General features: G+C 47.6%; 17 protein-coding genes and 1 other annotated feature. Of the genes, 15 read left to right on the forward strand and 2 right to left on the reverse strand.

All coding sequences use genetic code 11. From position 1 onward, the window contains the following. Positions 1–17 precede the first annotated feature (17 nt). From mreC to pheA, 13 genes are all read left to right on the forward strand, one after another. Positions 18–881: a rod shape-determining protein MreC gene (mreC, locus tag C5I45_RS06640; protein WP_003152649.1), complete on the forward strand. Its 864-nt coding sequence runs from the start codon at positions 18–20 to the stop codon at positions 879–881. Further along, on the forward strand, positions 878–1396 hold the full coding sequence (gene mreD / locus C5I45_RS06645) for a rod shape-determining protein MreD (protein WP_003152650.1): 519 nt from the start codon (positions 878–880) through the stop codon (positions 1394–1396). The genes mreC and mreD overlap by 4 nt, the downstream gene beginning before the upstream one ends. A 51-nt stretch (positions 1397–1447) precedes the next feature. Continuing rightward, positions 1448–2128, forward strand: coding sequence for a septum site-determining protein MinC (minC, locus tag C5I45_RS06650; RefSeq protein ID WP_003152653.1), 681 nt, complete (start codon positions 1448–1450; stop codon positions 2126–2128). Between the two features lie 2 nt (positions 2129–2130). Continuing rightward, positions 2131–2934, forward strand: coding sequence for a septum site-determining protein MinD (minD, locus tag C5I45_RS06655; RefSeq protein WP_003152655.1), 804 nt, complete (start codon positions 2131–2133; stop codon positions 2932–2934). Positions 2935–3061: 127 nt separating this feature from the next. Next, entirely contained in the window at positions 3062–3865 is an 804-nt protein-coding gene (locus C5I45_RS06660; protein ID WP_007408168.1) for a M23 family metallopeptidase, read from the forward strand. Further along, positions 3858–4724 carry a M50 family metallopeptidase gene (locus C5I45_RS06665; RefSeq protein ID WP_107994287.1) on the forward strand — a complete coding sequence of 289 codons (867 nt, stop codon included), beginning with the start codon at positions 3858–3860 and terminating at the stop codon, positions 4722–4724. The genes C5I45_RS06660 and C5I45_RS06665 overlap by 8 nt, the downstream gene beginning before the upstream one ends. Before the next feature lie 58 nt (positions 4725–4782). After that, positions 4783–4856: a sequence feature (ribosomal protein L21 leader region), on the forward strand. Positions 4857–4869: 13 nt separating this feature from the next. Beyond that, positions 4870–5178 (forward strand): 50S ribosomal protein L21, encoded by a 309-nt coding sequence (rplU, locus tag C5I45_RS06670; RefSeq protein WP_003152660.1) that lies wholly within the window; start codon positions 4870–4872, stop codon positions 5176–5178. Between the two features lie 2 nt (positions 5179–5180). Further along, positions 5181–5522 carry a ribosomal-processing cysteine protease Prp gene (locus C5I45_RS06675; RefSeq protein ID WP_012118103.1) on the forward strand — a complete coding sequence of 114 codons (342 nt, stop codon included), beginning with the start codon at positions 5181–5183 and terminating at the stop codon, positions 5520–5522. Positions 5523–5534: 12 nt separating this feature from the next. After that, a complete protein-coding gene (rpmA, locus tag C5I45_RS06680) occupies positions 5535–5819 on the forward strand; it encodes a 50S ribosomal protein L27 (protein ID WP_003152662.1) in 285 nt (94 codons plus the stop codon). Between the two features lie 317 nt (positions 5820–6136). Next, positions 6137–6715 carry a sporulation initiation phosphotransferase B gene (locus C5I45_RS06685; protein WP_003152664.1) on the forward strand — a complete coding sequence of 193 codons (579 nt, stop codon included), beginning with the start codon at positions 6137–6139 and terminating at the stop codon, positions 6713–6715. Positions 6716–6746: 31 nt separating this feature from the next. Continuing rightward, positions 6747–8033, forward strand: coding sequence for a GTPase ObgE (gene obgE, locus C5I45_RS06690; protein ID WP_003152665.1), 1287 nt, complete (start codon positions 6747–6749; stop codon positions 8031–8033). A 53-nt stretch (positions 8034–8086) separates the two neighbouring features. Further along, the gene (thrR, locus tag C5I45_RS06695; protein ID WP_007408173.1) at positions 8087–8530 is read left to right on the forward strand and encodes a transcriptional regulator ThrR; all 444 of its coding nucleotides are present in this window, start codon (positions 8087–8089) and stop codon (positions 8528–8530) included. Positions 8531–8543: 13 nt separating this feature from the next. Continuing rightward, positions 8544–9401: a prephenate dehydratase gene (gene pheA, locus C5I45_RS06700; protein ID WP_003152668.1), complete on the forward strand. Its 858-nt coding sequence runs from the start codon at positions 8544–8546 to the stop codon at positions 9399–9401. A 29-nt stretch (positions 9402–9430) separates the two neighbouring features. Here pheA and C5I45_RS06705 read toward each other — a convergent pair whose 3' ends face one another. Both C5I45_RS06705 and C5I45_RS06710 read right to left on the reverse strand, forming a co-directional pair. Further along, positions 9431–9973, reverse strand: a complete 543-nt coding sequence (locus tag C5I45_RS06705; protein WP_014305508.1) for a transcription repressor NadR — start codon at positions 9971–9973, stop codon at positions 9431–9433. After that, positions 9970–11121, reverse strand: a complete 1152-nt coding sequence (locus C5I45_RS06710; protein ID WP_107994288.1) for an IscS subfamily cysteine desulfurase — start codon at positions 11119–11121, stop codon at positions 9970–9972. The genes C5I45_RS06705 and C5I45_RS06710 overlap by 4 nt, the downstream gene beginning before the upstream one ends. Before the next feature lie 105 nt (positions 11122–11226). Between C5I45_RS06710 and nadB the strand changes: the two genes are divergently transcribed. Further along, positions 11227–12792, forward strand: a complete 1566-nt coding sequence (nadB, locus tag C5I45_RS06715; protein WP_107994289.1) for an L-aspartate oxidase — start codon at positions 11227–11229, stop codon at positions 12790–12792. Further along, a complete protein-coding gene (nadC, locus tag C5I45_RS06720; protein WP_060657406.1) occupies positions 12774–13622 on the forward strand; it encodes a carboxylating nicotinate-nucleotide diphosphorylase in 849 nt (282 codons plus the stop codon). The genes nadB and nadC overlap by 19 nt, the downstream gene beginning before the upstream one ends. The last annotated feature ends 1 nt before the right edge of the window (position 13623 follow it).

The following is a 13623-nucleotide window of genomic DNA, read 5'->3' on the forward strand; positions in this document are numbered from 1 at the left end:
AGAAGAGGTGTATCACGATGCCGAACAAACGGTTAATGCTATTACTTCTGTGTATTATCATATTGGTGGCTATGATTGGATTCTCGCTGAAGAACGGCCGTAATACCACCTGGCCTGAAAAGCTGATCGGTGATACGACGGGAGTATTTCAAAACATTTTTCACACGCCTGCCGAATATTTTGCAGGGTTCTTCGGGGACATAAAAGACCTGAAAAACACGTACAAAGAAAACGAACGCTTAAGACAAAAGCTGGACGGACAGACACAATATGAAGCGAAGCTCCAAGAACTCAAAGATGAAAACAAGAAGCTGCGTGATGAACTCGGGCATGTCAAATCAATTTCCGACTATGATCCGATTTTAGCGACCGTTATCGCCAGAAACCCTGATCAATGGTACAAGCAGATCATGATCAATAAGGGAACGAAGCACAAAGTGGCCAAAGACATGGCTGTCACGAACGAAAAGGGTGCGCTGGTCGGGAAGATCAAAAGCAGCGGACTCAACAGTTTCACATCCGCCGTTCAGCTGCTGAGCGATGTTGACCGCAATAACAGAGTGGCCACCAAAATCTCCGGCAAAAAGGGAAGCAAAGGCTACGGTTTAATTGAAGGGTATGATAAAAAGAAACAGACCCTGAAAATGACCATCCTTGAACCGGATGAAAAACGTGAAGTGAAAAAAGGCGACCTCGTGGAAACCTCCGGAACGGGCGGCGTATTTCCTCAAGGGCTGACGGTCGGCGAAGTGACCGATGTAGAATCAGATGCTTACGGCCTGACGAAAATCGCTTATGTGAAACCGGCTGCCGACTTGTACGATCTTGACCATGTCATCGTCGTGAACCGAAGCGTAGCAACAGGGGAGGAAGGATCGTGAAACGTTTCCTTCTCCCTTTGATTATGATTTTGGTCTTTTGTGCGGAAAGCATCTATACCGATCTGGTGCGTTTTCCTTTCGTTTCCGTCGAGCAGCAGGTCGTTCCGCATTTTCTTTTGCTTGCGCTGATTTTTATGTCGGCTTATATCAACCAAAAGCATGCGGTGATCTACGGTTTCATTTTCGGATTTCTTTATGACATCAATTATACGGGTGTTTTAGGCGTTTATATGTTTGGTTTTGCCGGATTATGCTATCTGGCGGCCAAAGCGTTTAAAGTGCTGCAGACAAACGCCCTGATGGTCATTCTGGTCGCGGTGCTGAGCGTATGTGTGCTTGAATTTTACGTCTACGGCATTCAGACGTTAATCCGCAGCGGCACTATGACGTTTAACGATTTTGTCATTCAGCGGTTCTTGCCGACCGCTTTGCTGAATATCGCGGGAGCCGTTATATTAGTCCTGCCCTTCAGGCTGTTTTATATAAGTCTGAAGAAAGAATTAAGAGATGAGTAAAAAGGATTTTATCTTTTTTTGACGAAAAGAGTGTTGTTGAGGTGAACATTGATGAAGACCAAAAAGCAGCAATATGTAACAATAAAAGGAACAAAAAACGGCTTAACATTGCATCTGGATGATGCGTGTTCTTTTGATGAGCTCCTCGATGGTCTTCAAAACATGCTGTCGATTGAACAATATACTGATGGCAAAGGCCAAAAAATCAGTGTTCATATTAAACTCGGGCATCGGTATCTGTATCAGGAACAGGCAGAGCAGCTGACTGATCTGATCGCGTCAAAGAAAGATTTAGTCGTGCATTCAATTGACAGTGAAGTCATCGCCAAAGAAGAAGCGCAGCGGATGAAAGAGGAGCAGGAAATTGTTTCGGTTTCCAAAATCGTCCGTTCGGGCCAGGTGCTTCACGTGACGGGAGATTTGCTTTTAATCGGAGATGTGAATCCCGGCGGTACGATCAGAGCCGGAGGAAATATATTTGTTCTCGGTTCATTAAAAGGGATTGCCCACGCGGGTTATAACGGAAATAACCGGGCTGTGATCGCCGCATCCGAAATGATGCCGACACAATTGAGGATCAATCACGTGTTAAATCGCTCCCCAGACCACATTCAGAAAGGGAACGACATGGAATGTGCTTATTTAGATACTGACGGAAATATGGTCATTGAACGCCTTCAGCAATTGGCTCATTTAAGACCTGATCTAACAAGGCTTGAGGGAGGAATGTGAAATTGGGTGAGGCTATCGTAATAACTTCGGGAAAAGGCGGAGTAGGTAAAACAACAACATCTGCAAACCTCGGTACCGCCTTAGCCATTTTAGGGAAGCGCGTCTGTTTGGTAGACACAGATATCGGACTGCGCAACCTTGATGTCGTAATGGGTCTTGAAAACAGAATTATTTACGACTTAGTAGATGTAATTGAAGGCCGATGCAAGACGCATCAGGCGCTTGTCAAAGACAAACGTTTTGATGATCTGCTTCATTTAATGCCGGCTGCCCAGACAAGCGACAAGACGGCTGTTGTCCCTGAGCAGATCAAATCGCTTGTGCAGGAGCTTAAGCAGGAATTTGATTATGTCATTATTGATTGTCCGGCGGGAATTGAACAAGGCTATAAAAATGCCGTCTCCGGAGCTGATAAGGCGATTGTTGTGACGACGCCGGAAATATCAGCGGTGCGGGACGCTGACCGCATTATCGGACTTTTGGAGCAGGAAGATATCGAACCGCCGCGCCTTATCGTGAACCGTATCAGAAATCACCTGGTGAAAAACGGTGACACGATGGATGTGGATGAAGTTGTTCATCATCTGTCTATTGATCTCCTCGGAATCGTTGCTGACGATGATGAAGTGATCAGGGCTTCAAATATCGGCGAACCGATTGCCATGAATTCCAAAAACCGCGCCAGCATTGCGTACCGCAATATCGCCCGGCGCATTTTAGGAGAATCCGTTCCTTTGCAGGTGCTTGAAGAGCAGCAAAAAGGGATGATGGCGAAAATTAAGTCATTTTTCGGCGTGCGTTCATAATATATACCAGAATACAAAGATCTGATGAAGCCCAGCTTATCAGGTCTTTTTTGTTTTTTAAGAGCGCATATTTGCAATGGACAAGACATAGGATGTACAAACCCAACGATTGCAAAGGATGATGGCGATGAGTCACAGAGCTGATGAAATTAGAAAAAGACTGGCCAAAAGAAGAAAACAGCGGCCTGAATCAAAACGGACTTTCGTTCAAAACGCTCAAACGCAGAATTTTCCCGCGTGGCAGACGGTCAAGGAGCAGGAAAAGCACAAGCTTCTTCCGGACTACGAATATCAAACGGAACACCCGCCCGAATTTAACGGGCGGCATCCATTGATCAGCGCTCATTCTATTATTTTAAAATGCCTGCTGGCCGCCTGTCTCGTACTGATCTCCGCTATTGCCTATAAAACTGACAAACAGCCGCTGAGTCAGATCAAACCGGCAATCGCACAAACCTTTCAAAAAGAATTTCAGTTTGCTGCCGTAAGCAATTGGTTCGTATCTTCCTTCGGAAACCCGCTCGCTTTTCTTACGCCGGGAACGAAAAAGAAGGACGGTCAGGTGGCGGTCAGTCAGGATATGGCCGTTCCTGCCGCGGGGAAAATCCAGCAGGACTTTCAAAATAACGGAGAGGGCGTCGTCGTCGAAACCGCCAGTGAAGCCATTGACAGCGTAAAAGAAGGCTACATTATGGAAGTGAGCAAAGATAAAAAAACAGGGCTGACGGTGAAGGTGCAGCACGCCGATAATACAAGCAGCATTTACGGCCGGCTGAAAGATGTTAACGTTTCATTGTACGATTTTGTCGATAAAGGGAAAAAGATCGGTTCGATCAAGCTCAACGATAAAAGTAAAGGCCAGTACTATTTCGCGATCCAGGATGGCGATAAATTCATAGATCCGATCCAGGTGATCACATTTGATGAATAAATGGCTCATCCTCCTTTTTAAAATTCATGTCCATCCTTTTCTTTGGATTATTATGGGGCTCGGTCTTATGACGGGGCACATCAAAGCGCTGCTGTGTCTTTTGCTGGTCGTATCCGTTCATGAGCTGGGGCATGCTGCTCTGGCTGTGTTTTTTTCGTGGCGCATTAAACGCATCTTTCTGCTCCCTTTCGGCGGGACGGTTGAGGTGGAGGAGCACGGAAACCGGCCGCTTAAAGAGGAATTCGCGGTCATCCTGGCGGGCCCGCTTCAGCATGTATGGCTTCAGGCGGCAGCCTGGCTCTTTTTCACGTCAGGCTTTGCAAGTGGGCAGACATTTGAGATGTTTACCTTTTATAACCTCTCCATTCTTTTCATCAATCTTTTGCCGATCTGGCCGCTTGACGGCGGCAAGTTCGTGTTTTTATACTTCTCTAAACAAATGGCTTTTCAAAAAGCGCATCTCCTCAGCCTGCAGACATCGGCCGTTTCCTCGCTTTTGCTCTGTTGCTGGATTGTGCTGGCCGTCCCCCTTCAGGTCAGCGCATGGGTGCTGTTCGTCTTTCTCGCCGCTTCTTTATGGGATGAATACCGGAAGCGGCATTATATTCAGCTGAGGTTTCTTTTGGAGAGGTACTACGGCAAAAACCGCGATGTCGCCATGCTGCATCCTTTGACGGTCGCGGCCGATGCCAAAGTAAAGCATGTCATGGCCGAATTCAAACGGGGATGCAAGCACCCCATTATCATTGAAAAAGCCGGCGAAAAGCTCAGCCAGCTCGATGAAAATGAAGTGCTTCATGCGTATTTTGCCGATAAACGGACAGATTCCTCTATGGAAGACCTGCTGCTGCCTTACTAGAAATAGATTGACATATCCTTTTGGTTCTGATATATTTTTTAATGTTATGGATGTAGCACCAATGCTACAACCGCTCGGGACAGGTGATAAGAGCTTTAAAGCCCCCTGTTGCTGGCGAGTCTTAGTCTAATAGGAGGTGCAGAGAATGTACGCAATCATTAAAACAGGCGGAAAACAAATCAAAGTTGAAGAAGGTCAAACTGTTTACATCGAAAAACTTGCTGCTGAAGCAGGTGAAACAGTGACGTTTGAAGACGTATTGTTTGTTGGCGGAGACAGCGTGAAAGTCGGCAACCCAACAGTTGCAGGCGCGACAGTTACAGCTAAAGTTGAAAAACAAGGCCGTGCGAAAAAAATCACTGTTTTCCGTTACAAGCCAAAGAAAAATGTTCATAAAAAACAAGGTCATCGTCAGCCTTATACTAAATTGACAATCGAAAAAATCAACGCGTAAGCATGATTGAGGCAACAATTCGAAGATCTCGGAATGACGGGGGCATTTTGTCCTTTGAAATGACGGGACATGCCGATTTTGCTGAACATGGACGAGATCTCGTTTGCGCCGGGGTCACGGCTGTCGTTTTCGGAGCGGTCAATGCGGTTATCGCGCTGGCTCCTCTCGAACCGATTCTTGATATAGGCGAGGACGGGGGTTATTTCTACTTTGAATTCCCTGAAGCCGCTGATCAGGAAGCTTTGCAAAAAGCGCAGCTGCTGATTGAAGGCATGATTGTTTCTCTTGAAACGATCGAGCGGGATTACAGTGAACACTTACGGTTGACTGCAAACCAAATATAGGAGGTGAGTTACATGCTTAGATTAGATCTTCAGTTTTTCGCTTCTAAAAAAGGTGTAGGTTCTACAAAGAACGGACGTGACTCTGAATCTAAACGTTTAGGCGCTAAACGTGCAGACGGTCAATTCGTAACAGGCGGATCTATCCTTTACCGTCAACGCGGAACGAAAATCTACCCAGGTGAAAACGTGGGCCGCGGAGGAGATGACACTCTTTTTGCTAAAATCGACGGAACTGTTAAATTCGAACGTTTCGGCCGTGACCGCAAAAAAGTGAGCGTATATCCTGTAGCTCAATAATGACACAAAAAACTCCGGTCGTTGACTGGAGTTTTTTTTGCAGTAAGCGGAGTAACATCAAGAATGAAAAGCAGAGGATGCATGAGTGAACCCCGCCTTGAATGAGGACATCAGCTTCTCATACCCACTGGATATGTTCCCCAAGCAGTGATACCAAAAATGTTTCTGCCTGGCATCCGCATTGTATGCGATCCGAAAAAGGAACATGATGAACCAGGAAAAACAAGTGTTTTTTTAACAAAGCCTTCTCTGTTATAATTCATAGTACACACTTATCAAGACTCCTAAAAAGAAATTAAACGATTGGGAGTGCGAAAATGAAGGATGTATCGAAGAAACAAGAAGAACCTGTAAGCGATGCGGCTCTGATCAATGAACTGATCCAATTAATGGGCCATTTCCGTCATGATTGGATGAATAAGCTGCAGCTGATAAAAGGAAACTTAAGTTTGCAGAAGTATGACAGGGTCGTTGAAATAATCGACGAAATGGTCATAGATGCAAAGCACGAGTCAAAGCTCTCAAACCTGAAAACCCCGCACTTGGCGTTTGACTTTCTGACATTTAATTGGAAGTCCCGTTATATGAGGCTCGAATACGAAGTGCTCGGAGAAATTAAAGATTTATCGGCATATGATCAAAAGCTGTCGAACCTGATGAGAAAACTGTTTCATCTGTTCGGTCTGGCGGTAAGCAATGAAAGTGAAAATCATCTGACCGTATCGCTGCAGACGGATCACCCTGACAGACAGCTTATTGTATATCTCGATTTTCATGGAACGATTGCAAATGCAGATGTGTTTGATGAATTTCGCAAATCGCGGTATGAGGACTTTGATGTCATGCAATTTGAGCTGACCGGCCATGAATGTGTGGCCGAAATTGGAATGAACTAGCGGTTTTTTACGGTTTAGAACGGAGGATATTATGTTTGTAGATCAGGTGAAAGTATATGTAAAAGGCGGCGACGGCGGTAACGGAATGGTTGCGTTCCGCCGTGAAAAATATGTGCCGAAAGGCGGGCCTGCCGGCGGTGACGGAGGTAATGGAGGCGACGTCGTTTTTGAGGTTGATGAAGGACTGCGCACGCTCATGGACTTCCGGTACCAGCGCCATTTCAAAGCGATACGCGGCGAGCACGGCATGTCTAAAAACCAGCACGGCAGAAATGCGGACGATATGGTTGTTAAAGTTCCGCCCGGCACAGTCGTAACGGATGACGATACAAAACAGGTCATTGCCGATCTGACAGAGCACGGGCAGCGCGCCGTCATCGCAAAAGGCGGACGCGGCGGACGCGGAAATACCCGCTTTGCGACCCCGGCTAACCCGGCGCCGCAGCTGTCAGAACACGGAGAGCCCGGAAAAGAGCGCTATATCGTGCTTGAACTGAAAGTGCTTGCAGACGTAGGTCTCGTCGGCTTCCCGAGCGTCGGAAAATCTACGCTTCTGTCTGTCGTTTCATCAGCAAAGCCGAAAATCGCCGATTATCATTTTACGACGCTTGTTCCGAATCTGGGCATGGTGGAAACGGATGACGGAAGAAGCTTCGTCATGGCGGACCTGCCCGGTTTGATTGAAGGAGCGCACGAAGGAGTAGGCTTAGGCCACCAATTTCTCCGCCATATCGAACGGACGCGCGTCATCGTTCACGTCATTGACATGTCAGCGATGGAAGGCCGTGATCCGTATGAGGATTATGTGACCATTAATCAGGAGCTCAGTGAATATAATCTGCGGCTGACGGAGCGTCCGCAAATTATCGTTGCGAATAAAATGGACATGCCCGAAGCGGCTGAAAATCTAAAAGCGTTTAAAGAAAAGCTTCAGGATGACCATCCTGTCTTCCCGATCAGCGCGGTGACGAGAGAAGGACTCCGCGATCTTCTGTTTGAAGTCGCCAACCAGCTGGAAACAACGCCTGAATTCCCGCTGTATGATGAAGAAGAACTGGCGGAAAACCGCGTAATGTACACGATGGAAGATGAAGAAATTCCATTTGACATTACCCGTGATCCGGACGGCGCGTTTGTGCTTTCAGGTGACAGTCTGGAACGTCTCTTTAAAATGACTGACTTCTCCCGTGACGAATCCGTCAAGCGTTTTGCAAGACAGATGCGCGGTATGGGCGTTGATGAAGCGCTCAGAGAACGCGGTGCTAAAGACGGCGATATCATCCGGCTGCTGGAATTTGAATTTGAATTTATTGATTAAAAAGACGGAGAGCTTGCAATGCAGGCTCTCTGATGTAAAAGGGAGGGGTGCAGGTGAAAGAAGAGACATTTTATTTAGTGCGTGAAGACGTTCTGCCTGATGCGATGCGGAAAACCCTTGAAGTCAAAAAGCTGCTCGACAGAAAAAAGGCTGAATCGGTTGCAGATGCCGTGCAGAAAGTTGATTTAAGCAGAAGCGCTTTTTACAAATACCGAGATGCGGTTTTCCCTTTTTACACGATGGTTAAAGAACAAATAATCACACTTTTCTTTCATTTGGAGGATCGGTCAGGCGCGTTATCCCAGCTTTTGCAGGCGGTGGCTGACTCAGGAAGCAACGTGCTTTCCATTCACCAGACGATTCCGCTTCAGGGCAGGGCGAATGTCACGCTCTCAATCAGTACGTCCGCAATGGAAGAAAACATTCATACGTTAATGAATAAACTGAGAAAATTTGATTTTATAGAAAAAGTTGAGATCTTAGGGTCAGGCGCGTAAGGAGAGAAGAGACATGAAAGTCGGTTATTTAGGGCCAGAAGCCACATTTACACATCTAGCAGTCAGTTCCTGCTTTCAAAACAGCGTGACACAAGCACCTTATCAAACAATACCGGCATGCATGGATGCGGCGGTTGCGGGAGAAGTTGATCTTGCATTTGTTCCTTTGGAAAACGCGCTGGAGGGCTCGGTTAACTTAACGATTGACTACTTGATTCATGAGCAGCCTCTTGCGATCGTGGGGGAAATGACGCTGCCGATTCACCAGCATCTCCTCGTTCACCCTTCAAGGGAAAATGAGTGGAAAAAGCTTGAGAAAATTTATTCTCATTCCCATGCGATTGCGCAATGCCACAAATTTCTTCACCGGCATTTTTCGTCCGTTCCTTATGAGTATGCGAAGTCAACAGGTGCGGCTGCCAAGTATGTCAGTGAGCATTCGGACCTTCCGATCGGCGTGATTGCAAATGAAATGGCGGCCGCTACATACGGATTGAGCATCGTGAAGCGGGATATTCAGGATTATCAGGACAACCACACGAGATTTGTCATTCTTTCGCCTGAAAAAGACGTCTCATTCGAAGTGAATGCGAAACTGTCTTCACGGCCGAAAACGACGATGATGGTAACGCTTCCCCAAGATGACCAATCAGGCGCGCTCCACAGGGTGCTGTCCGCTTTTTCATGGAGAAACCTGAATTTATCAAAGATCGAATCGCGCCCGACCAAAACGGGTCTCGGCAACTATTTCTTTATTATTGATATTGAACAGGCGATGGATCAGGTTCTCATTCCCGGTGCCGTTCAAGAGATGGAAGCCCTCGGCTGCCGGGTCAAGCTTCTGGGAACATATCAATCCTATTCGATATAAAAAAAGCTCCCCTTCAGGGGGCTTTTTTTTTAATCTTTTATTAAAATACCCGCGTCGTCCAGCGCTTGGCAGGCTTGGTCAATCCGTTCTTTTGTCGGGGCGCTTAACGTATGGAGATGCACGCCTCCGGTCAGCTGTGAAAGGTAAGCGGCATTTGTCGAGTTAATGTGATCCATGAATTGTTTGACTTCTTTCCGTGTGCTGACTCTTATGGCGGCGGTTAAATCGCCGTATACGGGGTGTTCAATAATGACGTCCTTTATGGTGACGCCTTCATCGACAATGAGTTCAAGCTCTTCTTCCGTCCGCTCCGGGCCGTGCAGACAGGCGACAATCCGTTCGGCGTTTTTTTCGCCGCCGGCATTCATGCTGATGTATAAATAGCCTTGGCTCGTCGCGATAATCGGTTCGCTTTTTGCTTTCAAGAGCGATATGTCCTGCACGATCACCTGTCTTGAAACATTTGCTTTTTTGGCCAATTCGCCTCCTGTTAATGGCGAGCCGGCTTCTTTCAGCCAATGAAGCAGCATGTCGCGTCTTTTCGCCCCAGTAAGCTTCGTTCCTTCTGTCAAATTGCTGATTCTCCTTTCTTTTGCTCCCACAGCGCCGTAAATGTATGTATCAGCATATCGAGCTGTTCACATGTTGTTTCGTTTCCGAATGAGATCCGGAAAAACTGCCGTGCTTCCCGTTCGGTTTTTCTCAGCGCCTTCATAGCTGAAGAAGGGCCGTGGCTGCCGGCGGAACATGCGCTCCCGGTTGAGATGCAAATATCGTTACGATTACATTCTAACATAATATATTGTCCTTCAAAGGAGTGAAAAAAACACCCGACAATGTGGGGCAGGCATTCACCGTCAGTTTCTTCCTCTGAAAATGAAATGGGGAGGCCTTGACGCCGAATTTGGTCATACAAATAATTCCTCAGCCTGTCAGCATGCTCACGGTGTTCCTCCATATGTTTCACTGCATACTCCGCAGCAGCGGTAAAAGTGCCGATGGCCGGCACATTCACCGTACCGGGCCTGAATCCGTTTTCATGCACGGTATGCGGATAAACCGGATTCCAGCTGACACCCGGCCGAATGTAAACAGCCCCGGTGCCTTTCGGGCCGTATACTTTATGACCGGAGACGGAAAGGGCGTCGATTCCCGCCTGATCCGCATCAATCGGCAGTTTGCCGAAACTTTGAACACAATCGCAATGCAGTAAAATGTTTCTCTGGTGAAGAAAAGCGGCCAGACGATTCACAGGCTGGATGAGGCCGGTTTCTGAATTGGCGTGCTGTATGGAAACGAGCCCCGTGTCAGGACGGATATGAGCCGCCAGTATGTCCTCGGTTATAAGGCCGTTTTCGTCGGGATATATGATGGTGACATCAATTCCCCGGTCAGCTAAAAATGCCGCGGCATTATGGATCGAGTGGTGTTCCATTGCGGTCGTAATAAAATGTTTTTTATGATCGGGCAGACCGTACAGCAATGATTGGACGGCCAAGATGTTCGATTCCGTTCCGCCGCTTGTAAAGTGAATGCCGTCTGCCGCTCCGCCGATCAATTTTCCTGCAGAATGTCTGCAATATTCAAGCACGTCCGCCGCTCTTCCTCCGGCGTCATGAAGGCTGCTAGCATTGCCGTATACCTCTGTGCTGAGATGCTGAAAGACTTTCGCGGCTTCTTTGCTTAAAGGCGTTCCCGCCGCGTAATCAAGATAAATCATACAGCCCGTCTCCTATCCGTTTATGTTAAAAAAAGCTTGAGTTTATTTTATCGTTGTGTAAATATAGGTGTCAAGACAGGTGTAAATATAATGGGAGGGTGATGTATGTCTGAAAAAACAATTATCGTCATTGGTACGGGGACGGCGGCCCTTGCCTGTGCTTCCTCATTTCCTCCATCATACCAAGTAACCGTCATCACAAAGAGAAACGTAACGAACAGCAATTCGTATTATGCTCAAGGCGGGATTGCTGTTTCATACGCAAAAGATGACTCGATAGAATCCCATGTGAACGATACACTGTATGCGGGATGCGGACACAATGACGTGACAGCCGTGCGGCATTTGCTGCAAAGCGGACAGAGCATGATAAACAGTCTGATAGAAGGCCATTTCCCTTTTGATACGAAGTCGGACGGAACGTTTTGTCTCGGCAGGGAAGGCGCTCATTCCAAAAGGAGGATTCTGCACGCCGGGGGAGATGCGACCGGACGGATGCTGGTTGAGTTTCTGGTTCGGCAGCTGAGGGACGGCATTCGGATCATTGAACACGAGACGGTTGTTGATCTGCTGATTGAACACGGGCGATGCGCAGGCGTTGCCGTAAAGGATGCTTCAGGTGCCGTTTCTTACAGAAGAGCGGATTGTGTAGTGCTTGCTTCAGGCGGCTGCGGCAGTCTGTACCAATATCACACAAATGATTCCGCCATAACGGGAGACGGCATCGCTCTTGCCTTCCGCGCGGGAGCTGAGATCACGGATATGGAGTTCACCCAGTTCCACCCGACCCTCCTTGTGAAAAACGGGACTGTTTACGGTCTGATTTCTGAAGCAGTGAGAGGAGAAGGCGGATATTTAGCAGATCGCTTCGGGCGCAGGATCATGGCTGGCAGACACGCGCTTGAGGATTTGGCGCCCCGGGATGTGGTTTCACGGGCGATTTATGAAGAAATGATGAAAGAAAATCCTGTTTTTATAAATTGCAGCCGAATAGCCGATTTTAACAAACGTTTTCCGACCATAACAGAAATTTGTCAAACAGCCGGCGTTGATCTTGAAAGCGGGATACCCATAGCACCCGGAATGCATTTTTTAATGGGCGGAGTAAAAGCCGATACATGGGGGAAAACGTCCGTGCCTGATTTGTACGCCATAGGCGAGACCGCCTGCACAGGCTTGCACGGGGCGAACCGCCTTGCGAGCAACTCACTGCTGGAAGCACTGGCAAGCGGGCAACGATGTGCTGAACATATCATTCAAACACCGTTAAACGGAAGATATAAAAAAAACCCGAAGAAAACTGATGTCATTTTACAAGTGCCGGACACAACGATTCATGTGCTTCAAGCCAAAATGACAACCGGAGCGGGCATCGTCAGGGAAAAAGAAAACCTGCAGGCGCTGGCATCCTGGCTTAACAACGTATCTGTGCGTCATATAAATGTGAAGGATATCACAATGGAACAAGCAGAGCTATCCTGCCTATGGAAGACTGCGCAACTTGTTGTCACCTCAGCCCTTATTCGTGAAGAAAGCAGAGGCGCTCATTTTCGCACTGATTTTCCCGGGACGGAGAAAGATTGGCACGGAAAACAAATCATTCATTCAACATCTGGAACGGTTATCAGAAAAAACGAAAGGATTGGGGAACTATGGACATTCTGCAGCTGAAACAAATGCTGACTCATTTTTTTCAGGAAGATATCGGAACGGGTGATGCGACGTCACAAGCGATTTTTTCTGATCAGCAATGTAAAGCGCGGATCATCGCAAAAACAGACGGCGTGTTTGCCGGAGAAGACGTTATCCGTGAAGGATGGAAGCTTTTACACGATGATATCCGCATCCGCCCTCTGAAAAAAGACGGAGAACGGATGAAAAAAGGAGACGTGCTCGCTGAAATGGAAGGCCGGGCGGCAGCTCTTCTTACTGGGGAGCGGGTCATTCTGAATCTCATACAAAGAATGTCAGGCATTGCGACAATGACGGACGAGGCTAAAAGGCGTCTTGATGATCCGTCCATTAAGCTTTGTGATACGAGAAAAACGACACCGGGGCTCAGAATGCTGGAAAAATACGCCGTTCGGGTCGGAGGCGGCTTTAATCATCGCTTCGGCTTATATGACGGCATCATGATTAAAGATAATCATATTGCCGCCTGCGGATCGATAAAGGCGGCCGTGGAGCGGGCAAGAGAAACGGCAGGGCAGATGCTTGCGGTGGAAGTCGAGATCGAATCCGAACAGCAGCTGCTCGAGGCAATAGAAGCGGGCGCAGACATTATTATGTTTGACAACTGTCCGCCTGAGTCCGTCCGGCGTTTTGCAGGCATGACACCGGGCCATATCAAAACGGAAGCATCCGGAGGCATAACGCTCGACACATTGCCCGCTTATAAAGGAACGGGCGTCCAATATATTTCACTCGGATTTCTGACTCATTCAGTAAAAAGCGCCGACATCAGCATGGATGTTGAGGCTGCGGAACAGGGGGATTTTTAAG

Source organism: Bacillus sp. ZY-1-1, assembly GCF_003047165.1.
Taxonomy (GTDB): domain Bacteria; phylum Bacillota; class Bacilli; order Bacillales; family Bacillaceae; genus Bacillus; species Bacillus velezensis.